This is a genomic window from Streptomyces sindenensis (assembly GCF_014649035.1).
In the GTDB taxonomy this organism is placed as follows: domain Bacteria; phylum Actinomycetota; class Actinomycetes; order Streptomycetales; family Streptomycetaceae; genus Streptomyces; species Streptomyces sindenensis.
On record NZ_BMSG01000040.1, the window covers coordinates 13,029 to 34,117 of the forward strand.

Genomic DNA, 21,089 nt, shown 5'->3' on the forward strand with positions numbered 1-21,089 from the left:
GGCCCTCAGCTTCCCGTGGAGTAGAGCTGGACGTCGCCCATCCGGGCGCGCAGGCGGACGAGTGAACGCGAGCACTGGCTCTTCACCGTGGACTCGCTGCACCGCAGCAGCGACGCCACGGTCTCCACGCTCAGATCGTCCCAGTAGCGCAGGACGACCATCGCCCGCGCTCTGGGCGGGAGTTCGGCGAGGAGGGCGAGCAGGGTGACCCGGAGGTCGGCGCCCGGTGCGGGATTGGGGTGCGGGCGGGGCGCGTTGCGGTTGTGGGCGAGCAGATCCCGTACGGAGCGACGGCGTTCGGCCACGAAGGTGCGCACCAGCACGGTCTTGGCGTAGGCGTCGAGGTTGTCCGCCCGGCTCGCCCTGCGCCAGTGCTGGAACAGCTTGGCCAGTGTCGTCTGCGTCAGGTCCTGCGCACCCTCGGTGTCTCCGCACAGCAGGTAGGCCGTCCGGTACAGCCGACGCTGCCCGGTCCTGGCGTACGCCTCGAACGCGGCGCGCTCGCCGTCCGCCATGGCGGGCTGAGCCCCTGCCGGCATCCGCCCTCCCCTCTCTCTCCTCGACCCCCACCCGTTACAGAGCACCCGTGTGCCGAAAAGGTTGAAGAGGAGTGAAGATCAGTTCGAGACGGGGTGTGCGCCGTCGCCTGCCCCGTCGCCGTGCCGGTCGGAGCCGTCCCGCCGGCTGGGGCTCCCGCGCCTGCTGTTCCAGCAGGCGCGTGGCCGTCGCGGGCGACCGCCCTCACTGATACCGGTGGCGCGGCTGCTTGAATGGAAGAGTGACCCGAGCCTCCCTGGAAAAGCAGCCGCACGAAGTCGCCTCGATGTTCGACGGTGTGGCGGCGAACTACGACCTGACCAACGATGTGATCTCGCTCGGCCAGGCCCGGCTGTGGCGCAAGGCGGTCGCGGCGGCGGTCGACGCCCGCCCCGCGCAGAAGATCCTCGACCTGGCGGCCGGTACGGCGACCTCCTCGCAGCCTTTCGTGAAGGCGGGCGCCTACGTCGTTCCGTGCGACTTCTCGCTCGGCATGCTCCAGGTGGGCAAGGAACGCCACCCGTGGATGCCGTTCACGGCGGGCGACGGCATGAGGCTGCCGTTCAAGGACGAGACGTTCGACACCGTCACGATCTCCTTCGGGCTGCGCAACATCCAGGACACCGGTGTCGCCCTGCGCGAGCTGTACCGGGTGACGAAGCCCGGCGGCCGGGTGGTGATCTGCGAGTTCTCCCAGCCGACCTGGACCCCGTTCCGCACGGTCTACACGGAGTACCTGATGCGGGCGATCCCGCCGGCCGCCCGCGCGGTGTCGTCCAACCCGGACGCGTACGTCTACCTCGCCGAGTCCATCCGCGACTGGCCCGACCAGCCCGCCCTCGCCGCACTGCTCCAGAAGGCGGGCTGGTCGAAGGTGGCGTGGCGCAACCTGACCGGCGGCGTGGTGGCCCTGCACCGGGCCACCCGCGCCTAGGTCCTGTCGGCCCAGGACCCCTCGTTCGGATCCGCGCTTCCGGGTCCTACAGCTCCAGCCGGAAGCAGACCGCCTCCGCGCCGCGCGGAGTCTCGTACGACTCGGCCCGCTGCATCCCGAGCCGGTCCGCGACCGCCATCGACCGGGCGTTACGGGAGTGGATCATCGCGACCACCTCGTCCACCCCGGCCGCCCGCACCCGCTCCAGCGCGGCGCGGGCGGCGGCGGTGGCGTACCCGCGCCCCCATGCCGTACGCCCCAGGCGCCAGCCGATCTCGACCGCGCCGACCGGCCCGTAATGCGTGTGCGGCCACGGCTGCGCCCCGGTGAAGCCGAGGACGGTGTCCGCCTCGTCCGTGAGCGTCCACAGGCAGTAGCCGAGCTCGGCGTCGTGGCGGCGCTGGCGGGCGGTGAGCTCCTCGTACACGGAGAAGTCCGCCCGGCGGCCGCCGAAGAACTCCATCACCTCGGGGTCGTCGAAGACCCGGTACCAGGTCAGGGCATCCTCGTCGGTCGGAACACGGAGGCGTACGGCGGGGGCCGAAGCGTGGGGCGTGGCAGGCGCGATCGACATGAGGGAGCCCTTCGGAGGGTTGATTCGCAGGCCCCCATAGACTGCACGGGACATGTGCCGCGCGGCACGCGAATTCGAGTCTTCGGGAGATCCGACCGTGACCGAGCCCCTCTCCGAGCACAGCGCGGATGTCATCGTCGTCGGAGCGGGCCCCGCCGGGTCCACGACCGCGTACTACCTCGCCAAGGCCGGACTCGACGTCCTGCTGCTGGAGAAGACCGCCTTCCCCCGCGAGAAGGTCTGCGGCGACGGGCTCACGCCCCGCGCCACGAAGCAGCTCGTCGCCATGGGGATCGACATCTCCGAAGAGGCGGGCTGGCTGCGCAACAAGGGCCTGCGCATCATCGGCGGCGGCGTCCGCCTCCAGCTCGACTGGCCGGAGCTGGCCTCCTACCCGGACTACGGACTGGTCCGCAAGCGCGACGACTTCGACGAGCAACTGGCCCGCCAGGCGCAGAAGGCCGGTGCCCGGCTGTACGAGCGCTGCAACGTGGGCGCCCCCATCCGCGACGAGCGCACGGGCCGCATCACCGGCGTCGAGGCGAAGATCGGGGAGGAGAAGACCCCGGTCACCTTCCACGCCCCGCTCGTCGTCGCCGCCGACGGCAACTCCACCCGGCTCTCCCTCGCCATGGGCCTGCACCGCCGCGAGGACCGCCCCATGGGCGTCGCCGTCCGTACGTACTTCACCTCGCCCCGCCACGACGACGACTACCTGGAGTCCTGGCTGGAGCTGTGGGACCGGCGCGGCGCCGAGGACCGGCTGCTGCCCGGCTACGGCTGGATCTTCGGCATGGGCGACGGCACCTCCAACGTCGGCCTCGGCATCCTCAACTCCTCCTCCGCCTTCAAGGAGCTGGACTGGCGCGAGGTCCTCAAGGCCTGGTGCGCCTCGATGCCGGAGGACTGGGGCTACACCCCCGAGAACATGACGATGCCCATCCGGGGCGCGGCCCTCCCCATGGCCTTCAACCGCCAGCCGCACTACACCAAGGGCCTCCTCCTGGTCGGCGACGCGGGCGGCATGGTCAACCCGTTCAACGGCGAGGGCATCGCGTACGCCATGGAGTCCGGCCAGATCGCGGCCGACGTCATCGTCCAGGCCCACGCCCGCGCCACCCCCGCCCAGCGTGAACTGGCCCTGAACAACTACCCGAAGGTGCTCAAGGAGACCTACGGCGGCTACTACACGATGGGCCGCGCCTTCGTGAAGCTGATCGGCAACCCGAAGGTCATGAAGGTCGCCACCCAGCGCGGCCTGACCCACCCGCTGCTGATGAAGTTCACGCTCAAGATGCTCGCCAACCTCACCGACCCGCAGGGCGGCGACGCGATGGACCGCATCATCAACGGGCTGTCGAAGGTGGCTCCGAAGGCCTGAAGCGGCCTGTCGAAGGTGGCTCCGAAGGCCCGAAACGGCCTGTCGAGGGTGGCTCCGAAGGCACGACGGAAGCCACGACCGGTGCGGTCGGGCGGTTTCGTTCCGCCCGCCGCACCGCCGGGCCCATGGCAGCCCCCGCGCCGAGGAACAGCGCCCCGAGCACCAGCCACCCCGGCGGCCCCCACGTGACGATCAGCGTGGTCAGCAGCAGCGGCCCGAGCATCCTGGCGACCGGCACCCCCGCCCCGAAGAACCCCTGGTACTGGCCCTGCCTCCCGGCCGGGGCGAGGTCGAAGCTGATCTGCCACGCCCCCGCCGACTGCCGCATCTCGCCCCACACCTGAAGCCCGGCGGCGACCAGCAGCACCGCGAACAGCGCCCACAGGGGCGCGTCCAGGGCGGAACCGGCGAAGACGGCGCACGAGAGCAGCATCAGGACCCCACCGCTGCGGACCGTACGCACGGCACTGGGCAGATCGCGTACGGCGGCGGCCGTACGGACCTGGAAGAGCATCACGGCCCCTGTGTTGAGCACCAGGAGTGCCGAGACGGTCCAGCCGGGTGCCGTGGTGTGCCCGGCGATCCAGAGCGGAACGGCCACGCTGATCAGCGGCATCCGGAGCAGCATGACCATGTTGAGCGCCGCGACGAGCGCGTACGGCCCGTCCCGCAGGACGGACGGGACCGGTGCCGGGCCCCCCTCCGCCGGGTCCCCTTCTGCCGGTGCCGGGGCCGTCCTACGCCTTGGCTCCGGAAGCCGCGCGAGCAGCAGCGCGCACCCCGCGAACGCGACGGCGTCCAGGGTCAGGACCGTGAGATAGGCGCCGGCCGTACCGACGTGCAGGGCCAGCCCGCCGAGCGCCGCCCCCAGTGCCAGTCCGGCGTTGAGGGCCGACTGCAGATGCGCGAGTACGCCGGTCCGCTCGCTCTTCCCCACGAGCCCGGCCAGCAGCGACTGCCGAGCGGCGGCCAGCCCGCACTGCGCGGTGGCGTAGGCGCAGGCCGCGAGCACGAACGGGAGGAACGACCGCACCCCGAGGAAGGCCGCCACGCAGACCGCGGTGGCGAGGGCCAGCGCGACGGCCGTCCCGCGCGGCCCTCGACGGTCGGCCAGGGCGCCGAGCGGCACCCCCGCGACCGCTCCCACCCCCCAGGCGAGCGTCAGGCCGAGTCCGATCTGCGCCGCCGAGAGACCGACGACCTGCGAGAAGTACAGCGCGGAACAGACGTAGTAGGCGCCGTCCCCCAGCGAGTTGACCAACTGGGCCACGGCGAGGCCGCGCGCCGGCCCGGCGGCGGGAATCCAGCGCACCGGCATGATTCGTCCCGGACGCGTGGCATGGGCAGCCACCAGCGCCGGGTTCGAATCTAGGGGAGCGGCCGGCCCTGTCCGTGGGCCATTCGAGGGCCTTGTGGCTGGGCCAATGACCGGCCTTGGGGCTCAGTCCCGGCCGGCCGCCTCGCGCGTGCGCTCGTAGTGCCGGGCCACCCGGGCCCGGTTGCCGCAGGACGGCTTGCACCACTCCTGGCGGCCGTGGCTCTTGATGAAGTACCGGACGCAGCGCGGCGCGTGGCAGGCGCGCAGCCGCTCGCGCTGCGGCCCGCTCAGGAAGTCGACGGCGTCGCGCGCCAGCGCCGCGACCAGCCGTACGCCCGGGTCGTCCTCGGCCGACAGCAGCCCTGAGGTGGGCGGCCCTTCGGCGGGCCAGTGCAGTTGGGGTGTCACCGGCTCCCGGGCCGCCGCGGCGTTGAGCAGTCCCAGAGCCTCGTCGAGGGGCAGCAGGCGGTGGGCGTCGGCCGGGCTGGGCGGGGCCGGGCTGACCACCCGCGCGAACAGGGCCCGGACGGCCCGCCGTACGCCGACGACCGCGTCCCTCACCCCCTCGTCCACGACCAGGTCCCCGGGGGCGGCCGCGAGAAGGCCGGGCTGCTGCTGCAGCCAGCGCTGCGCACCCCGGACCGTGTCCAGGTCGTCGAGAACCCCGCCGCCCCCGTCGTGGCGGATGGTGCCCGCCAGTTCCATCACAGGCCGCTGTGCCACCGCTCCTTGCCTCCTCCGCCTCTTGAAGGTCCGTGCTCCCCACTCTAGAGTCCTAATGCGAGAAGGAGAACAACCGTTAGTCGGGGGAGTGCTGCTCATGCTGCTTGCTCAGATCAGCGATCTGCACCTGGACGGCAGTGACCGCGCACGGGACCGGACGATCCGTGTCATGGACCATCTGCGGTCCCTGCCCCGCCCGGTCGACGCGTTGTTGGTCACCGGGGACATCGCCGACCACGCGGCGGAGGCCGAGTACGAGGAGGCCGTACGCCTGCTGGACGCGCCGTTCCCCGTCCTCGCGTGCCCCGGAAACCACGACGCCCGCCCCGCCTACCGCAAGGCGTTCCTCGGCGAGGCCCCGGGCACCGCGCCCGTCAACCGGGTCCACCACGTCGCCGGAACCGCCGTCCTGATGTGCGACGCGACCCTTCCCGGCCGTGACGAGGGGCGCCTCGACGCGGAGACGCTCGCCTGGATCGACGCCACGCTCGGCGCGCTCCCGGACGGTGTACCCGCGCTGATCGCCTTCCACCAGCCGCCCGTCGAACTCCACCATCCGCTGCCGGACGCCGGGATGCTCCAGGAGCCCGAGCGGCTCGCCGCCCTGCTCGACGCCCACCCGCGGGTCGTCGCCGTTCTCACCGGGCACGCCCACACGGCCGCGGCCTCGACCTTCGCGGGCCGCCCCCTGATCGTCGGACCCGCCGTCACCTGGACCCTGCGCCTGCCCTGGGAGGGGGACCGGCCCGCCGACCGGGACCAGCCGCCCGGCCTGGCATTCCACGTGCTGGGCGAGGACCGGAGGCTGACCACCCACTTCCGCGTCGTCCTCTGATCCGGACCACAGGTCTTAATCCTCGGCCCGCCAGGTGATCGTGTGCGATGATTTGCGCGCCTGCCGGGCCCGTCGGTGGCCCGGGCCGGCCGTGGCGGCGCGCGGTGCGTGCCACTGTCTTTGACGCACCCTCATATCGCTCCCCCACATCGCACCCTCATATAGCGCACCCTTTTATCGAACGCAGGCCTGCGGGGCACGGAACAAGCCGCTACAGCGCTGCTCGACCCCGAAGGACAGACAGCCATGACCACCGCTTCCCTGCCCCAGCACCAGGACCTCTTCCTGGAGCCCCGCTTCGCCGTGGACCTGACCGCGCCGGACGACGACGAGGACATCGACGCCGCCTACGACGCGCTCCCCGCCCCCACCACCTCCGCCCGGGAGCAGGAACGCCCGAACCGCCGCCCCCGCCGGCGGTAGGATCTCGCCCATGACGAGCCCCGAGTCGGACAGACTCCGGCCACCGGTGCGCCGGTGGCCGTGCCCGTGCTGAGCTCCGCCGACTGACCCCTCCCGGGTCACCGGCCCCTCCGTCACGGTTCCACGCCCGCCGGATCACCGCGGGCACGGGCCGTTCCCCCTCGCGTATGTGCTGGAGCACCGCCGTACGCGGCATGCGTGCCATCGGCCGATCACCGCCGGGCACTTCTTCGCGCCGCCCCGCCGGACCTCCGGCGCGGCCGTCCGCGCGGCCCGTATCCCCGCACCCGGTCTGTCTGTCCATCCGACGGTTCCGTCCAAGGGGCTACTCACCCATGCCATTCGCCGTCTACGTCCTCGGGCTCGCGGTCTTCGCCCAGGGCACCTCCGAGTTCATGCTGTCCGGACTTCTCTCCGGCATCGCCGCCGACCTCGACGTCTCCCTCTCCGCCGCCGGCCTTCTGACCTCCGCGTTCGCCGTCGGCATGGTCGTCGGCGCACCCCTCATGGCGCTGTTCAGCCGCGCCTGGCCACGCCGCCGCGCGCTGCTTCTCTTCCTCGCGGTGTTCGTCGCCGTCCATGCCGTCGGCGCTCTCACCCCCGGTTACGGGGTGCTCCTCGCGACCCGTTTCGTCGGGGCGATCGCCAACGCCGGATTCTGGGCGGTCGCTCTGAGCACCGCCGTCGCGATGGTCCCCGACCGGCTGAAGGGCCGGGCCACCGCCGTGGTGGTCGGCGGCGTGACGGTCGCTTGCGTGGTGGGCGTACCGGCCGGCGCGGTGCTCGGGGAGCGGTGGGGGTGGCGGTCGGCCTTCTGGGCGGTCGCGATCGTCTCGCTGCCCGCCTTCCTCGCGGTCCTGCGGACCATCCCGGGCGGCCGGGCCATCCCGGGCGGTGGCCGGGGCGGCTGGCGCGCGAGGGGTGGTACGGACGCGGGCACCGCTCCCGTATCCGAGGCCACTTCCGCGTGCGAGGCCGCTCCCGTATCCGAGGCCGCTCCCGCGTGCGAGGCCGCTCCCGTATCCGAGGCCGCTCCCGTATCCGAGGCCGCTTCAGCGTCCGAGGCCGTTTCCGTACGCGACGAACTGCGCGTCCTGACGGGCCCCCGGCTGCGGCGGGTCCTGCTCACGATGGCCCTGGTGCAGGGGGCGACCTTCTGCGCGTTCTCCTACCTGGAGCCGCTCCTCACCCGGGAGACGGGGCTGGGTGCGGGATGGGTGCCGGTGGCCCTGGCGCTCTTCGGGGCGGGGGCGTTCGCCGGGGTCACGGTGGCCGGCCGGTTCGCCGACGCCCACCCGGTCGCCGTCGTCGCCACGGGCATGGCCGCTCTCGCCGTCGGCTGGGCGGTGCTGGCCCTGGCGGCGGGCAGCCCGGTGCTCACCCTCGCCCTGGTCCCGTTGCTCGGCCTGCTCGCCTTCGGGACCGGCACCGCCCTGATCACCCGGGTCCTGGGGCTCGCCCCCGGAGCCCCGACGCTGGCCGGTGCCTTCTCGACGACCGCGTTCAACCTGGGCGCGACGGTGGGCCCGTGGGCGGGCGGCCTGGCCCTGGACGCGGGGTTCGGCCACCGGGCGCCTGCCGGAGTGAGCGCCCTGCTGATGGTGGCGGCGCTGCTTGTCGCCGCGACGACGGCGAAGAGCCGCCGCCCCCGAGCGGGGGAGCGGCGGCTCTCAGCGGTGAACAGGGGTGCCCGGGGGCGGGGGTGACTCAGAGGACGCGGACCGCGCCGGTCGGCCGGTCGTAGTCCAGGGAGCGCTGCACCGTGCCGGTGCTGGAGTTCTGCGCGCCGACGAACTCGCCGCCACCGACGTAGATCGCCACGTGGTACGCGCTGCCCGCGCCGCCCCAGTACAGGATGTCGCCGGGCAGGAGGTTGTCCAGGGAGACCTGGGTGCCGGCGGTCGACTGGGACTGCGAGACGCGCGGCAGGTCGATGCCCGCCGTGCGGTAGGCGGCCTGGACGAGGCCCGAGCAGTCCCACGCGTTCGGGCCGGTGCCGCCGGAGACGTACGCGTCGCCGACCTGGGCCTTGGCGAACGCCACGATGGAGGCGGCGGAACCGCTCACGTTCGAGGAGGAGGACGAGGACGGGGCGGAGGCGGAGCTTCCGGAGTCCGAGGAGCCGGAGGAGGCGCTGAGCGTCGTGCGCTCGGAGGTCCGGGAGGCGCGCTCGGCGCGCTCCTTGGCCTCCGCCTCGGCCCGGGCCTTCGCGGCGGCTTCGGCCTTCTTCTCGGCCTCGGCCTTGCGCACGGCCTCGGCGTGGGCCTTCTTGGCCGTCTTCGCGGCCTTCTCGGCGGCGGCGTCCTCGCTGGCCTGGATCTCCAGGTCGAGGGCGACCTGCTGCGTCGCCTGGGCGGAGGCGGCGACGGCGGTGGAGAGGCCGTCCGTGATCGTGGGCATCTCGATCGTCTGGGTCACCGGCTCGGCCTGGGCCGGACCGGCGGCACCCGCGACCGCGATGGTGCTGAGGAAGCCACCGGCAACTCCGGCCCGCAGTGCCGACTTCGAGGCGCGCTGACGGGGCTTCCGGTGGCTGGGTATGTGAGCGGTGTGGGACATGGGTACTAGCGCTATCAGGGCTGTAGGGGTCCCATCAAGAAACGTGTGTTGCGACACAGTTACGTTCGGAATCTGTGAATCCGCTTTCTGAGGCCCTTTATTGACGCCGTAACGGGCAAATCGGGCAGTCGTGATCAGGCCCGTGATCACTGCCTTTCGGTAATACGCCCGAATTGCCCGTCGCTTACCATCCGTTCACACCGATGGCCAAGCCCGGTTTCCTGACGCGAGGCGGAGGGTGGCGCAGGTCACAGAGTGCGTGTGTCGTCACGGGCAACCCTCGCGGGCGCGATGCGCGTGGGCGGGTCCGAGGGCGCGCGCTCCGGTGGGTGTTCTCCGGATCCCGGCCCGGGTCCCTCTTCGAAGGCTCCCGAAGCGTCCGTTCCGGAAGTTCGTGAATGCGTGCACATGTCCCCTTCGGTCCCGCTCACCCCTCGTCCGAGTGAGCGCCGAAGTCGACCGACGCCCTTATCACTCTCGGGCCGTCCACCGCCAATTTGCTTGTACTACCCGTCCATTGATAGCGCTGCACGCCTTTGACCAGCGGTAACACCGCCGAATGTCACGTCTCGTGATCACTCGGCCGCTTCGCGTACGAAGATCACCGCTCATACGACTTCATGATCGTTCGTCAGGTGGTGGAGATCACAAAGTCGTTGTCGTACCCCGTGTCGCAGATCACAGGGGACCGGGCATAGGATGCGGGGCAGTCGGGCTTGTGAACTGCCTCACATGTGCACGATCTTGGTGAGGTGGCGAGCCGGTCGCCCGATGCGGTCCAAAGGTCAAGGACGACTGGAAGGAGCGAGGAGCGTGAATGCCTACGCGCCCATCCTCGTGCTCGGCGCCCTCGGGGCAGGGTTTGCGATCTTCTCCGTGGTCATGGCCACGCTTATCGGCCCCAAGCGCTACAACCGGGCAAAGCTCGAAGCGTACGAGTGCGGTATCGAACCCACCCCGACTCCGGCCGGTGGCGGCCGCTTTCCCATCAAGTACTACCTGACGGCGATGCTTTTCATCGTCTTCGACATCGAGATCGTCTTCCTCTATCCCTGGGCGGTCTCCTTCGACGCCCTGGGGATCTTCGGGCTCGTGGAGATGCTGCTCTTCGTGCTCACCGTCTTCGTCGCCTACGCGTATGTGTGGCGTCGCGGCGGCCTGGAATGGGACTGAGGGGCTGAGGGGCACACCATGGGACTCGAAGAGAAACTGCCGAGCGGCTTCGTTCTGACCACGGTCGAGCAGGCCGCGGGCTGGGTGCGGAAGGCCTCCGTCTTCCCGGCCACGTTCGGACTGGCCTGCTGCGCCATCGAGATGATGACGACCGGCGCGGGCCGCTACGACCTGGCCCGGTTCGGGATGGAGGTCTTCCGCGGATCGCCGCGACAGGCGGACCTGATGATCGTCGCGGGTCGGGTGAGCCAGAAGATGGCGCCCGTCCTGCGGCAGGTCTACGACCAGATGCCGAATCCCAAGTGGGTCATCTCCATGGGGGTTTGCGCGTCATCTGGCGGTATGTTCAACAATTACGCCATTGTGCAGGGTGTTGATCACATTGTCCCGGTAGATATTTATTTGCCGGGTTGTCCGCCCCGTCCCGAGATGCTGCTGGACGCCATCCTCAAGCTCCACCAGAAGATCCAGGACGGCAAGCTCGGGGTCAACGCGGAGGAGGCCGCCCGCGAGGCCGAGGAAGCGGCCCTCAAGGCACTGCCCCTGATCGAGATGAAGGGGCTGCTGCGGTGAGCGACCACACCCACGGCGAGGGACAGAACGGCAACGCCGTACCCGCCCCGCGCGACACCGGCGGCGAGGTCATCCGCGTCCGCAAGGGCATGTTCGGCGCGAACAACGGCGGCGACACCTCCGGCTACGGCGGCCTCATCCGCACCGTCACCCTGCCGGGAGCCTCCTCCCGGCCCTACGGCGGCTGGTTCGACGAGGTGGCCGACGAGCTCGAAGGGGCCCTGGAGGAACAGGACCTGCTCCCCGAGAACGCCATCGAGAAGACCGTCGTCGACCGCGACGAGCTGACCTTCCACATCGCCCGCGAGCACCTGCTCCAGGTCGCCCGCACCCTGCGCGACGACCCCGCCCTGCGCTTCGAACTCTGTACGGGCGTGAGCGGCGTCCACTTCCCGGGCGACAAGGGCCGCGAGCTGCACGCCGTCTACCACCTGCGCTCGCTCACCCACGGCCGGCTCATCCGGCTGGAGGTGTCCGCCCCGGACAGCGACCCGCACATCCCGTCGCTCGTCGAGGTCTACCCGACCAACGACTGGCACGAGCGCGAGGCGTACGACTTCTTCGGGCTCATCTTCGACGGGCACCCGGCCCTGACCCGGATCATGATGCCGGACGACTGGCAGGGCTTCCCGCAGCGCAAGGACTACCCGCTCGGCGGCATCGCCGTCGAGTACAAGGGCGCCCAGATCCCGGCTCCGGACCAGCGGAGGTCGTACAGCTGATGACCACTCCCCACGCAACGCCCCGTGCCACGACCGAGGGGACTGTATATACAGTCACCGGCGGCGACTGGGACGAGGTCGTCGAATCCGCGGTGAAGTCCGACGACGAACGCATCATCGTCAACATGGGCCCCCAGCACCCGTCCACGCACGGCGTGCTCCGCCTCATCCTGGAGATCGACGGCGAGACCGTCACCGAGGCCCGCTGCGGCATCGGCTATCTCCACACCGGCATCGAGAAGAACCTCGAATTCCGCAACTGGACACAGGGCACCACCTTCGTCACGCGCATGGACTACCTGACGCCGTTCTTCAACGAGACGGCGTACTGCCTGGGCGTCGAGAAGCTCCTCGGCATCGAGGACCAGGTCCCCGACCGGGCCACCGTCATCCGCGTGCTGCTGATGGAGCTCAACCGGCTCTCCTCGCACCTGGTCTGCATCGCCACCGGCGGCATGGAGCTCGGCGCGACCACGATCATGATCTACGGCTTCCGCGATCGTGAACTGGTTCTCGACCTCTTCGAGCTGTTCACCGGACTGCGCATGAACCACGCGTTCGTCCGGCCCGGCGGCCTCGCCCAGGACCTGCCCCCGGGCGCGGTCGACCAGCTGCGCGAGTTCATCAAGACCATGAAGAAGAACCTGCCGGAGTACGACAAGCTCGCCACCGGCAACCCCATCTTCAAGGCCCGGATGAAGGACGTCGGCTACCTCGACCTCGCCGGCTGCATGGCGCTCGGCGCCACCGGCCCGGTGCTGCGCTCCGCCGGCCTCCCGAACGACCTGCGCAAGACCGACCCGTACTGCGGCTACGAGACCTACGACTTCGAGGTCCCCACCGCCGACACCTGCGACTCCTACGGACGCTTCCTCATCCGGCTGGAGGAGATGCGCCAGTCGCTGCGGATCATCGAGCAGTGCATCGAGCGCCTGGAGCCCGGGCCGGTCATGGTCGCCGACAAGAAGATCGCCTGGCCCGCCCAGCTCGCGCTCGGCCCCGACGGTCTCGGCAACTCGCTCGACCACATCCGCAACATCATGGGCACCTCCATGGAAGCCCTGATCCACCACTTCAAGCTGGTGACCGAGGGCTTCCGGGTCCCCGCCGGACAGACGTACACCGCCGTCGAGTCCCCCAAGGGCGAACTCGGCGTGCACGTCGTCTCCGACGGCGGCACCCGCCCCTACCGGGTCCACTTCCGCGACCCGTCCTTCACCAACCTGCAGGCCATGGCGGCGATGTGCGAAGGCGGCCAGGTCGCCGACGTCATCGTCGCCGTCGCGTCCATCGACCCCGTGATGGGAGGCGTCGACCGGTGACCACCTCACGCCAAGACGTCAGTCTGGGGATGCCGCAGCTCCCCGCCACCCCCTACCCGGCCGAGGTACGCGCCCGGCTCGACGCGGACGCCAAGGAGGTGCTCGCCCGCTACCCCGGCAGCCGCTCCGCCCTGCTGCCGCTGCTGCACCTCGTGCAGTCCGAGGAGGGCTACGTCTCCCGCACGGGCATCGCCTTCTGCGCCGAGACGCTCGACCTCACCACCGCCGAGGTCACCGCCGTCTCCACCTTCTACTCCATGTACCGGCGCAGGCCGAGCGGTGACTACCAGGTCGGCGTCTGCACCAACACCCTGTGCGCGGTCATGGGCGGCGACGCCATCTTCGACACGCTCAAGGAGCACCTCGGGGTCGGCAACAACGAGACCACCGACGACGGCAAGGTCACCCTCGAACACATCGAGTGCAACGCCGCCTGCGACTTCGCGCCCGTCGTGATGGTCAACTGGGAGTTCTTCGACAACCAGACGCCCGAGAGCGCCACGCGGCTCGTCGACGACCTGATCGCCGGACGGACCGTCGAGCCGACCCGGGGCGCCCCCCTCTGCTCGTACAAGGAGACCGCCCGCATCCTCGCCGGCTTCCCCGACGAGCGCCCCGGCGCCGTCGAGGCCACCGGCGGCGCGGGCCCCGCCTCCCTGATCGGGCTGAAGCTCGCCAAGGGAGAGGCGCTCCCCAAGGCACGCGTGGTCTCCCCGCGCGCCGGACAGCCCCAGACCGGTCAGGGGCACGACGCGCAGGTCCACGATCCGTCGCCGGCCGAGCGCCTCAGCTCGCACGACGCACCGCAGCAGACCTCGGCCTCCGACCCGGAGCACCCGGCCGGGCCCGCAGCCGAGGAGGGGGAGTGATGACCTTGGCCGCCGAGATCGACCACAACGGGACGAGCCCCGAGAAGCTGCTCGCCCCCGTCCTCTCCTCCTTCTGGGACCAGCCCGAGTCCTGGACGCTGGACACCTACCGCCGCCACGAGGGCTACGAAGGGCTGCGCAAAGCGCTGGCCATGGCGCCCGACGATCTCATCGCGTACGTCAAGGACTCCGGTCTGCGCGGCCGCGGCGGCGCGGGCTTCCCCACCGGGATGAAGTGGCAGTTCATCCCGCAGGGCGATGGCAAACCGCACTATCTGGTCGTCAACGCCGACGAGTCGGAGCCGGGGACCTGCAAGGACATCCCGCTCCTCTTCGCGAACCCGCACAGCCTCATCGAGGGCATCGTGATCGCCTGTTACGCGATCCGTTCGTCGCACGCGTTCATCTACCTGCGCGGCGAGGTCGTCCCCGTGCTGCGACGACTGCACGAGGCCGTACGAGAGGCGTACGAGGCGGGTTATCTGGGGACGAACATCCTGGGTTCAGGACTCGATCTGGAACTCACGGTGCACGCGGGTGCGGGTGCGTACATCTGTGGTGAGGAAACCGCGCTGCTCGACTCTCTCGAAGGACGGCGTGGCCAGCCCCGGCTGCGGCCCCCCTTCCCTGCGGTCGCCGGTCTGTACGCCTGTCCCACTGTGGTGAACAACGTCGAGTCCATCGCGTCGGTTCCCGCGATCCTGAACAAAGGCAAGGACTGGTTCAAGTCGATGGGCAGCGAGAAGTCCCCGGGCTTCACGCTCTACTCGCTCAGCGGCCATGTCACCAGCCCCGGCCAGTACGAGGCCCCGCTCGGCATCACGCTCCGCCAGCTCCTCGACATGAGCGGCGGCATGCGGGCCGGTCACCGCCTCAAGTTCTGGACCCCGGGCGGCTCCTCCACCCCGATGTTCACCGAGGAGCACCTCGACGTCCCCCTCGACTACGAGGGCGTCGGCGCCGCCGGATCCATGCTCGGCACCAAGGCGCTCCAGTGCTTCGACGAGACGACCTGCGTCGTGCGGGCCGTCACCCGCTGGACCGAGTTCTACGCCCACGAGTCCTGCGGCAAGTGCACACCCTGCCGCGAAGGGACGTACTGGCTGGTCCAGTTGCTCCGCGACATCGAGGCCGGCAAGGGCGAGATGGCCGACCTCGACAAGCTCAACGACATCGCCGACAACATCAACGGCAAGTCGTTCTGCGCGCTCGGCGACGGCGCGGCCTCGCCGATCTTCTCCTCGCTCAAGTACTTCCGCGAGGAGTACGAGCAGCACATCACCGGCAAGGGCTGCCCGTTCGACCCCGCCCGGTCCACGGCCTGGGCCGACGACAAGAACACCGACGGCAAGAACGCTCACCGGGGGGTGAACGCATGACAGTCACCACGAGTGCGCCCTCCGGGGGCGGCGAGGCGGCGGTTCCGCCCGAGGACCTGGTCACGCTGACCATCGACGGCATCGAGATCAGCGTCCCCAAGGGGACCCTGGTCATCCGGGCCGCCGAACTCCTCGGCATCGAGATCCCGCGCTTCTGCGACCACCCGCTCCTCGACCCGGCCGGCGCCTGCCGCCAGTGCATCGTCGAGGTCGAGGGCCAGCGCAAGCCGATGGCCTCCTGCACCATCACCTGCACCGACGGCATGGTCGTCAAGTCGCAGATCACCTCTCCTGTCGCCGAGAAGGCGCAGAAGGGCGTGATGGAGCTGCTGCTGATCAACCACCCGCTGGACTGCCCCGTCTGCGACAAGGGCGGCGAGTGCCCGCTCCAGAACCAGGCGATGTCGCACGGCGGCGCCGACTCCCGGTTCGAGGGGAAGAAGCGGACCTTCGAGAAGCCCGTCCCGATCTCCACCCAGGTGCTGCTGGACCGTGAGCGGTGCGTGCTCTGCGCCCGCTGCACCCGGTTCTCCAACCAGGTGGCGGGCGACCCGATGATCGAGCTGATCGAGCGCGGCGCGCTCCAGCAGGTCGGCACCGGCGAGGGCGACCCCTTCGAGTCGTACTTCTCCGGCAACACCATCCAGATCTGCCCGGTCGGCGCGCTGACCTCGGCGGCGTACCGGTTCCGCTCCCGCCCCTTCGACCTGGTCTCCACCCCCTCGGTGTGCGAGCAGTGCTCGGGGGGCTGCTCGACCCGGACCGACCACCGGCGCGGCAAGGTCATGCGGCGTCTCGCGGCCAACGAGCCCGAGGTCAACGAGGAGTGGCTCTGCGACAAGGGGAGGTTCGGCTTCCGCTACGCCCAGCAGCGCGACCGCCTCACCACCCCGCTGGTCCGCAACGCCGACGGCGAACTGGAGCCGGCGAGCTGGCCCGAGGCACTGGAAGCCGCGGCGGCCGGACTCCTCGCCGCCCGCGGCCGCACCGGTGTCCTGACCGGCGGCCGGCTGACCGTCGAGGACGCCTACGCGTACAGCAAGTTCGCCCGGGTCGCCCTCGACACCAACGACATCGACTTCCGCTCCCGGGTCCACAGCGCCGAGGAGGCCGACTTCCTGGCCGCCCGCGTCGCCGGACGCGGCCGGGACCTCGACGGCGAGGGTGTCACGTACACCGCCCTGGAGAAGGCCCCCGCGGTCCTGCTCGTCGGGTTCGAGTCCGAGGAGGAGGCCCCCGGCGTCTTCCTCAGGCTGCGCAAGGCCCACCGCAAGAGCGGCCAGAAGACGTTCGCGCTCGCCTCGCACGCCACCCGGGGCCTGGTGAAGGCGGGCGGCACGCTGCTGCCCGCCGCCCCCGGCACCGAGACCGAGTGGCTGGACGCGCTCGCGGGCGGCGTCGGACTGGAGGCCGAAGGGGCCGCGGCCGCCGAGGCGTTGCGCGCCGAGCACGCGCTGATCATCGTCGGCGAGCGGCTCGCGGGCGTGCCCGGCGCACTGTCCGCCGCGATCCGCACCGCCACCGCCACCGGCGCACGCTTGGTGTGGATCCCGCGCCGGGCGGGCGACCGGGGTGCGATCGAGGCGGGCGCGCTCCCCTCGCTGCTGCCCGGCGGCCGTCCGGCCACCGACCCGCGGGCCCGTGAGGAGGTCGCGGAGCTGTGGCGGCTGGCCGAACTGCCCTCCCGCCACGGCCGCGACACCGGCCAGATCGTCGAGGCCGCGGCCACCGGCGAACTGGGCGCGCTGCTCGTCGCCGGGGTCGGCGTCGAGGACCTGCCCGACCCGAACCGCGCCATCCAGGCGCTGAACGAGGTCGGCTTCCTGGTCTCCCTGGAGCTGCGGCCGAGCGCGGTCACCGCCCGGGCGGACGTGGTCTTCCCGGTCGCCGCCGTCGCCGAGAAGTCCGGCACCTTCCTCAACTGGGAGGGCCGGGTCCGGATGTTCCAGGCCGCGCTGAAGCCCGAGCAGATGCCCCGGACGCTCGCGCCGACCGACTCCCGGGTCCTGCACATGCTGGCCGACGCCATGGACGTGCACTTCGCGCTCCCGGACCTGACCGCCGCCCGCCGCGAGCTGGACCGGCTCGGCGGCTGGCAGGGCGGCCACGCGGACGACCCGCGCGAGGGCGCGCAGCCGCTGCCCCGGCCCGGCGACGGCGAGGCCGTCCTCGCGGGCCACCGCATGCTGCTCGACCTCGGCCGGCTCCAGGAGGGCGACACCGCTCTCGCCGGAACCCGGCACGCGGCCGTCGCCCGGCTCTCGCCGGTCACCGCCGCCGAGACCGGCGTCAAGGACGGCGACCTGCTCGCCGTCACCGGCCCCGCCGGCACCGTCGAACTGCCCCTTCAGGTCACCGACATGCCGGACCGGGTGGTCTGGGTGCCGCTGAACTCGGTGGGACGCGGCATCCCCGCCGACACCGGCGTCAACCCGGGCGGCCTCGTGCGGATCGGCCCCGCCGCCGCACCGGGCGCTCCCGTCGAACCATCGGAGGTACGAGCGTGACTGGCCTCGCCGCACTCACGACGGCGCCCGAGGGCGTCGTCCTCGCCGCCGAGGATCTCTCGATGTTCGGCACCGACCCCTGGTGGCTCATCGCCGTCAAGGCGGTCTTCTGCTTCGCGTTCCTGATGCTGATCGTGCTCTTCTCGATCGTCTGGGAGCGCAAGGTCGTCGCCTGGATGCAGCTGCGCATCGGCCCCAACCGGCACGGCCCCTGGGGGCTCCTCCAGTCGCTCGCCGACGGCGTCAAGCTGATGCTGAAGGAGGACGTGGTCGTCAAGGGCTCGGACAAGGCGGTCTACATCCTCGCCCCGATCCTCGCGGCGATCCCCGCCTTCATGGCGATCGCGGTCATCCCCTTCGGGCCGGCCGGCAACGAGATCTCCATCTTCGGCACCCGTACCACGATGCAGCTGACCGACCTGCCGATCGCCGCGCTGTACATCCTCGCGGTCGGCGCGGTCGGCGTGTACGGATTCGTCCTCGGCGGCTGGTCGTCGGGCTCGACGTACCCGCTGCTCGGCGGAATCCGCAGCTGTGCCCAGATGATCAGCTACGAGATCGCGATGGGCGCCGCCTTCGCCTCGGTCTTCCTCTACTCCGGGTCGATGTCGACCTCGACGATCGTGGAGGCGCAGGCGGACCGCTGGTACATCATCCTGCTCCCGGTCTCCTTCCTCATCTACATGGTGACCATGGTCGGTGAGGCCAGCCGGGCGCCGTTCGACATGCCGGAGTCCGAGGGCGACCTGGTCGGCGGCTTCAACACCGAGTACAGCTCGATCAAGTTCGCGATGTTCATGCTCGCCGAGTACATCCACATGGTGACCGTGTCGATGATCGCGGTGACGCTGTTCCTCGGCGGCTGGCGCGCTCCGTTCCCGGTCTCCGCGTTCTGGGAGGGGGCGAACCACGGCTGGTGGCCGATGCTCTGGTTCTTCCTCAAGCTCCAGGCGCTGATCTTCTTCTTCATCTGGCTGCGCGGCACCCTGCCCCGGGTCCGCTACGACCAGCTGATGAAGCTCGGCTGGAAGGTCCTCATCCCGGTCTCCGTGGTCTGGCTGATGCTCGTCGCCACCGTCCGCGCGCTGCGCAACGAGGGCTACGACTTCTCCCGGATCGTGCTGTACGTCGGCGCGGCCGTGATCGCGATCCTGCTGATCTCGTTCGTCGTCGACATGTTCCGCGACCGGCGGAGGCGGGCCGAGACGGAAGCGGCCGGACCCGAGCCCGCCTTCGACCCGATGGCGGGCGGGTATCCGGTGCCGCCGCTGCCCGGACAGACCCTGCCACCGGTGCCCCGGCGCAGGCCACGACGGGAGCGGGAGCTCGTTGTCAGTGGTGGGTCGGATACTCAGAGTGACGGAAACGCGAGTGACGGAAAGGAGGCCGGCGGTGTCTGAGAAACCAGAACTCACGGGCTCGTCGGGGTCCGCTGGGTCCTCGGGCGAATCGGGAGCGGCGGAGGAGAAGTTCCAGAACCCCGTGGCCGGCTTCGGCGTGACCTTCAAGGCCATGTTCAAGAAGCGGCTCACCGAGCAGTATCCGGAGACGCCGAAGACGACGGCGCCCCGCTTCCACGGCCGGCACCAGCTCAACCGCCACCCGGACGGCCTGGAGAAGTGCGTCGGCTGCGAGTTGTGCGCCTGGGCGTGTCCCGCCGACGCGATCTACGTGGAGGGCGCGGACAACACCGAGGAGGAGCGCTACTCCCCGGGCGAGCGCTACGGCCGCGTGTACCAGATCAATTACGCGCGCTGCATCCTGTGCGGACTCTGCATCGAGGCCTGCCCCACCCGGGCGCTCACGATGACGAACGAGTTCGAACTGGCCAACACCACCCGCGAGAGCCTCATCTACACCAAGGACGAGCTGCTCGCGGGGCTCCAGGAGGGCATGGTCGACAGCCCGCACGCGATCTACCCCGGCATGGACGAACAGGACTACTACCGGGGCGTGGTCACCGAGGCCGCCCCCGGCACCGTCCGGCAGACGGCCGTGTCCAAGGGCGAGAGCGACAAGGCCGACGAGGACCCCATCGAGTCGACCCGGGCCGCCGACGCCCGGCAGGACAAGGGGGTGGACGCGTGAACGCGCTGGCCGCAGCCACCACCACCTCCACCGGCGAGGCCGTCCAGTTCTGGGTCCTGGGCATCGTCGCCGTGATCGGCGCGCTCTCCACGGTCCTGCTGAAGAAGGCCGTGCACAGCGCGCTCTCCCTCGCCGGAACCATGATCATCCTCGCGGTGTTCTACCTCGCCAACGGGGCGTATTTCCTCGGCGTCGTCCAGGTCATCGTCTACACCGGCGCGATCATGATGCTGTTCCTCTTCGTCGTCATGCTCGTCGGTGTCACCGCTGAGGACTCCCTGAAGGAGACCCTCAAGGGGCAGCGCTGGCTGGCGGCCGGATGCTCCCTCGGGTTCGGCATCCTGCTGATCGCGGGCATCGGCAACGCCTCGCTCTCCACGTTCAACGGCCTCGGCGCGGCCAACGCCCGCCACGGGGGCAACGTCGAGGGACTCGCCAACCTCATCTTCACCAAGTACGTCTTCGCCTTCGAGATCACCGGCGCCCTGCTGATCACCGCATCCGTGGGGGCGATGGTGCTGACGCACCGCGAGCGCACCGAACGGGCCAAGAACCAGCGGGAGCTGGCCGAGCAGCGCGTGCGCGAGGGCAAGCACCTCCCGCCGCTCCCCGCACCCGGCGTCTACGCCCGGCACAACGCGGTGGACATCCCCGGTCTGCTCCCCGACGGCACGCCGTCCGAGCTCACCGTCATGCAGACGCTGCGGAAGCGCGGTCAGATCCGGGACGTGTCACAGGAGTCCCTCGCCGATCTCAAGGCCCTGGAGCAGCGCTCCGGGGAGCGGCTCGGACGTGAGGACGCGGACGCCGTGACGCGCGGGGCAGGTCCCGCGTCCGCGGCGGAGAATTCGGAGGCCGCTCAGTGAACCCGGTCAACTACCTGTATCTCGCGGCCCTGCTGTTCGCGATCGGCGCTTCCGGAGTGCTGATCCGGCGGAACGTGATCGTGCTGTTCATGTGCATCGAGCTGATGCTCAACGCGTGCAATCTGGCGCTCGTCACGTTCTCCCGGATGCACGGCAACCTCGACGGGCAGATCGTGGCGTTCTTCACGATGGTCGTCGCCGCCGCGGAAGTCGTCGTCGGGCTCGCGATCATCGTGTCGTTGTTCCGCTCCCGCCACTCGGCCTCGGTCGACGACGCCAGCCTGATGAAGCTGTAAGGGGTCGGAA

General features: G+C 70.6%; 21 protein-coding genes. 16 read left to right on the forward strand and 5 right to left on the reverse strand.

What is annotated here, in order from left to right:
* Positions 1–5 precede the first annotated feature (5 nt).
* Positions 6–515: a SigE family RNA polymerase sigma factor gene (locus tag IE145_RS29590; RefSeq protein WP_093812226.1), complete on the reverse strand. Its 510-nt coding sequence runs from the start codon at positions 513–515 to the stop codon at positions 6–8.
* Positions 516–778: 263 nt separating this feature from the next.
* On the opposite strand from IE145_RS29590, the gene IE145_RS29595 reads away from it, so the two are divergent.
* Positions 779–1,471, forward strand: coding sequence for a demethylmenaquinone methyltransferase (locus tag IE145_RS29595; protein ID WP_189528504.1), 693 nt, complete (start codon positions 779–781; stop codon positions 1,469–1,471).
* 46 nt (positions 1,472–1,517) lie between these two features.
* On the opposite strand, the gene IE145_RS29600 is transcribed toward IE145_RS29595, so the two are convergent.
* Entirely contained in the window at positions 1,518–2,045 is a 528-nt protein-coding gene (locus tag IE145_RS29600; RefSeq protein ID WP_189528505.1) for a GNAT family N-acetyltransferase, read from the reverse strand.
* Positions 2,046–2,142: 97 nt separating this feature from the next.
* On the opposite strand from IE145_RS29600, the gene IE145_RS29605 reads away from it, so the two are divergent.
* A complete protein-coding gene (locus IE145_RS29605) occupies positions 2,143–3,426 on the forward strand; it encodes a geranylgeranyl reductase family protein (RefSeq protein WP_189528506.1) in 1,284 nt (427 codons plus the stop codon).
* Here the strand turns inward: IE145_RS29605 and IE145_RS29610 are convergent.
* Together IE145_RS29610 and IE145_RS29615 are read right to left on the reverse strand one after the other, a co-directional pair.
* The gene (locus IE145_RS29610) at positions 3,392–4,744 is read right to left on the reverse strand and encodes an MFS transporter (RefSeq protein WP_189528507.1); all 1,353 of its coding nucleotides are present in this window, start codon (positions 4,742–4,744) and stop codon (positions 3,392–3,394) included. The two genes, IE145_RS29605 and IE145_RS29610, sit on opposite strands and share 35 nt — an antisense overlap.
* A gap of 123 nt (positions 4,745–4,867) precedes the next feature.
* Positions 4,868–5,449, reverse strand: a complete 582-nt coding sequence (locus IE145_RS29615; protein ID WP_189528533.1) for a CGNR zinc finger domain-containing protein — start codon at positions 5,447–5,449, stop codon at positions 4,868–4,870.
* A 115-nt stretch (positions 5,450–5,564) separates the two neighbouring features.
* Here IE145_RS29615 and IE145_RS29620 point away from each other — a divergent pair, with 115 nt between their 5' ends.
* The 3 genes from IE145_RS29620 (at position 5,565) to IE145_RS29630 (ending at position 8,431) form a co-directional block, all read left to right on the forward strand.
* Positions 5,565–6,302 (forward strand): metallophosphoesterase, encoded by a 738-nt coding sequence (locus IE145_RS29620; protein WP_189528508.1) that lies wholly within the window; start codon positions 5,565–5,567, stop codon positions 6,300–6,302.
* 246 nt (positions 6,303–6,548) lie between these two features.
* Positions 6,549–6,725, forward strand: a complete 177-nt coding sequence (locus IE145_RS29625) for a hypothetical protein (RefSeq protein ID WP_189528509.1) — start codon at positions 6,549–6,551, stop codon at positions 6,723–6,725.
* A 335-nt stretch (positions 6,726–7,060) separates the two neighbouring features.
* Positions 7,061–8,431 carry an MFS transporter gene (locus IE145_RS29630; protein ID WP_189528510.1) on the forward strand — a complete coding sequence of 457 codons (1,371 nt, stop codon included), beginning with the start codon at positions 7,061–7,063 and terminating at the stop codon, positions 8,429–8,431.
* A 1-nt stretch (position 8,432) separates the two neighbouring features.
* On the opposite strand, the gene IE145_RS29635 is transcribed toward IE145_RS29630, so the two are convergent.
* Positions 8,433–9,284 carry a C40 family peptidase gene (locus tag IE145_RS29635; RefSeq protein ID WP_189528511.1) on the reverse strand — a complete coding sequence of 284 codons (852 nt, stop codon included), beginning with the start codon at positions 9,282–9,284 and terminating at the stop codon, positions 8,433–8,435.
* Positions 9,285–10,097: 813 nt separating this feature from the next.
* On the opposite strand from IE145_RS29635, the gene IE145_RS29640 reads away from it, so the two are divergent.
* The 11 genes from IE145_RS29640 to nuoK are packed head-to-tail and all read left to right on the forward strand — an operon-like array spanning position 10,098 to position 21,079.
* A complete protein-coding gene (locus IE145_RS29640) occupies positions 10,098–10,457 on the forward strand; it encodes an NADH-quinone oxidoreductase subunit A (protein WP_003967084.1) in 360 nt (119 codons plus the stop codon).
* An 18-nt stretch (positions 10,458–10,475) separates the two neighbouring features.
* On the forward strand, positions 10,476–11,030 hold the full coding sequence (locus IE145_RS29645; RefSeq protein WP_006126795.1) for a NuoB/complex I 20 kDa subunit family protein: 555 nt from the start codon (positions 10,476–10,478) through the stop codon (positions 11,028–11,030).
* Positions 11,027–11,752: an NADH-quinone oxidoreductase subunit C gene (locus tag IE145_RS29650; RefSeq protein ID WP_189528512.1), complete on the forward strand. Its 726-nt coding sequence runs from the start codon at positions 11,027–11,029 to the stop codon at positions 11,750–11,752. Before IE145_RS29645 ends, IE145_RS29650 begins: the two co-directional genes overlap by 4 nt.
* The gene (locus tag IE145_RS29655; protein WP_189528513.1) at positions 11,752–13,074 is read left to right on the forward strand and encodes an NADH-quinone oxidoreductase subunit D; all 1,323 of its coding nucleotides are present in this window, start codon (positions 11,752–11,754) and stop codon (positions 13,072–13,074) included. Before IE145_RS29650 ends, IE145_RS29655 begins: the two co-directional genes overlap by 1 nt.
* A 29-nt stretch (positions 13,075–13,103) precedes the next feature.
* Positions 13,104–13,943: an NADH-quinone oxidoreductase subunit NuoE gene (gene nuoE / locus IE145_RS29660; RefSeq protein ID WP_189528514.1), complete on the forward strand. Its 840-nt coding sequence runs from the start codon at positions 13,104–13,106 to the stop codon at positions 13,941–13,943.
* Positions 13,940–15,322 carry an NADH-quinone oxidoreductase subunit NuoF gene (gene nuoF / locus IE145_RS29665; protein ID WP_023608518.1) on the forward strand — a complete coding sequence of 461 codons (1,383 nt, stop codon included), beginning with the start codon at positions 13,940–13,942 and terminating at the stop codon, positions 15,320–15,322. Before nuoE ends, nuoF begins: the two co-directional genes overlap by 4 nt.
* Positions 15,319–17,829 carry an NADH-quinone oxidoreductase subunit G gene (locus tag IE145_RS29670; RefSeq protein WP_189528515.1) on the forward strand — a complete coding sequence of 837 codons (2,511 nt, stop codon included), beginning with the start codon at positions 15,319–15,321 and terminating at the stop codon, positions 17,827–17,829. The genes nuoF and IE145_RS29670 overlap by 4 nt, the downstream gene beginning before the upstream one ends.
* Complete coding sequence (gene nuoH / locus IE145_RS29675; protein WP_189528516.1) at positions 17,826–19,229, forward strand: NADH-quinone oxidoreductase subunit NuoH; 1,404 nt, start codon at positions 17,826–17,828, stop codon at positions 19,227–19,229. The genes IE145_RS29670 and nuoH overlap by 4 nt, the downstream gene beginning before the upstream one ends.
* Positions 19,222–19,917 carry an NADH-quinone oxidoreductase subunit NuoI gene (gene nuoI, locus IE145_RS29680; RefSeq protein ID WP_069736391.1) on the forward strand — a complete coding sequence of 232 codons (696 nt, stop codon included), beginning with the start codon at positions 19,222–19,224 and terminating at the stop codon, positions 19,915–19,917. Before nuoH ends, nuoI begins: the two co-directional genes overlap by 8 nt.
* On the forward strand, positions 19,914–20,783 hold the full coding sequence (locus IE145_RS29685) for an NADH-quinone oxidoreductase subunit J (protein ID WP_189528517.1): 870 nt from the start codon (positions 19,914–19,916) through the stop codon (positions 20,781–20,783). Before nuoI ends, IE145_RS29685 begins: the two co-directional genes overlap by 4 nt.
* Positions 20,780–21,079, forward strand: a complete 300-nt coding sequence (gene nuoK / locus IE145_RS29690; protein ID WP_015610624.1) for an NADH-quinone oxidoreductase subunit NuoK — start codon at positions 20,780–20,782, stop codon at positions 21,077–21,079. Before IE145_RS29685 ends, nuoK begins: the two co-directional genes overlap by 4 nt.
* The last annotated feature ends 10 nt before the right edge of the window (positions 21,080–21,089 follow it).

What these genes read in the sequence shown, in the direction of transcription:
- IE145_RS29590 (WP_093812226.1), bottom strand. Translation starts at nt 515, where the DNA reads ATGGCGGACGGCGAGCGCGCCGCGTTCGAGGCGTACGCCAGGACCGGG.
- IE145_RS29600 (WP_189528505.1), bottom strand. Translation starts at nt 2,045, where the DNA reads ATGTCGATCGCGCCTGCCACGCCCCACGCTTCGGCCCCCGCCGTACGC.
- IE145_RS29610 (WP_189528507.1), bottom strand. Translation starts at nt 4,744, where the DNA reads ATGCCGGTGCGCTGGATTCCCGCCGCCGGGCCGGCGCGCGGCCTCGCC.
- IE145_RS29615 (WP_189528533.1), bottom strand. Translation starts at nt 5,449, where the DNA reads ATGGAACTGGCGGGCACCATCCGCCACGACGGGGGCGGCGGGGTTCTC.
- IE145_RS29620 (WP_189528508.1), top strand. Translation starts at nt 5,565, where the DNA reads ATGCTGCTTGCTCAGATCAGCGATCTGCACCTGGACGGCAGTGACCGC.
- IE145_RS29625 (WP_189528509.1), top strand. Translation starts at nt 6,549, where the DNA reads ATGACCACCGCTTCCCTGCCCCAGCACCAGGACCTCTTCCTGGAGCCC.
- IE145_RS29630 (WP_189528510.1), top strand. Translation starts at nt 7,061, where the DNA reads ATGCCATTCGCCGTCTACGTCCTCGGGCTCGCGGTCTTCGCCCAGGGC.
- IE145_RS29635 (WP_189528511.1), bottom strand. Translation starts at nt 9,284, where the DNA reads ATGTCCCACACCGCTCACATACCCAGCCACCGGAAGCCCCGTCAGCGC.
- IE145_RS29645 (WP_006126795.1), top strand. Translation starts at nt 10,476, where the DNA reads ATGGGACTCGAAGAGAAACTGCCGAGCGGCTTCGTTCTGACCACGGTC.
- IE145_RS29655 (WP_189528513.1), top strand. Translation starts at nt 11,752, where the DNA reads ATGACCACTCCCCACGCAACGCCCCGTGCCACGACCGAGGGGACTGTA.
- nuoE (WP_189528514.1), top strand. Translation starts at nt 13,104, where the DNA reads ATGCCGCAGCTCCCCGCCACCCCCTACCCGGCCGAGGTACGCGCCCGG.
- IE145_RS29670 (WP_189528515.1), top strand. Translation starts at nt 15,319, where the DNA reads ATGACAGTCACCACGAGTGCGCCCTCCGGGGGCGGCGAGGCGGCGGTT.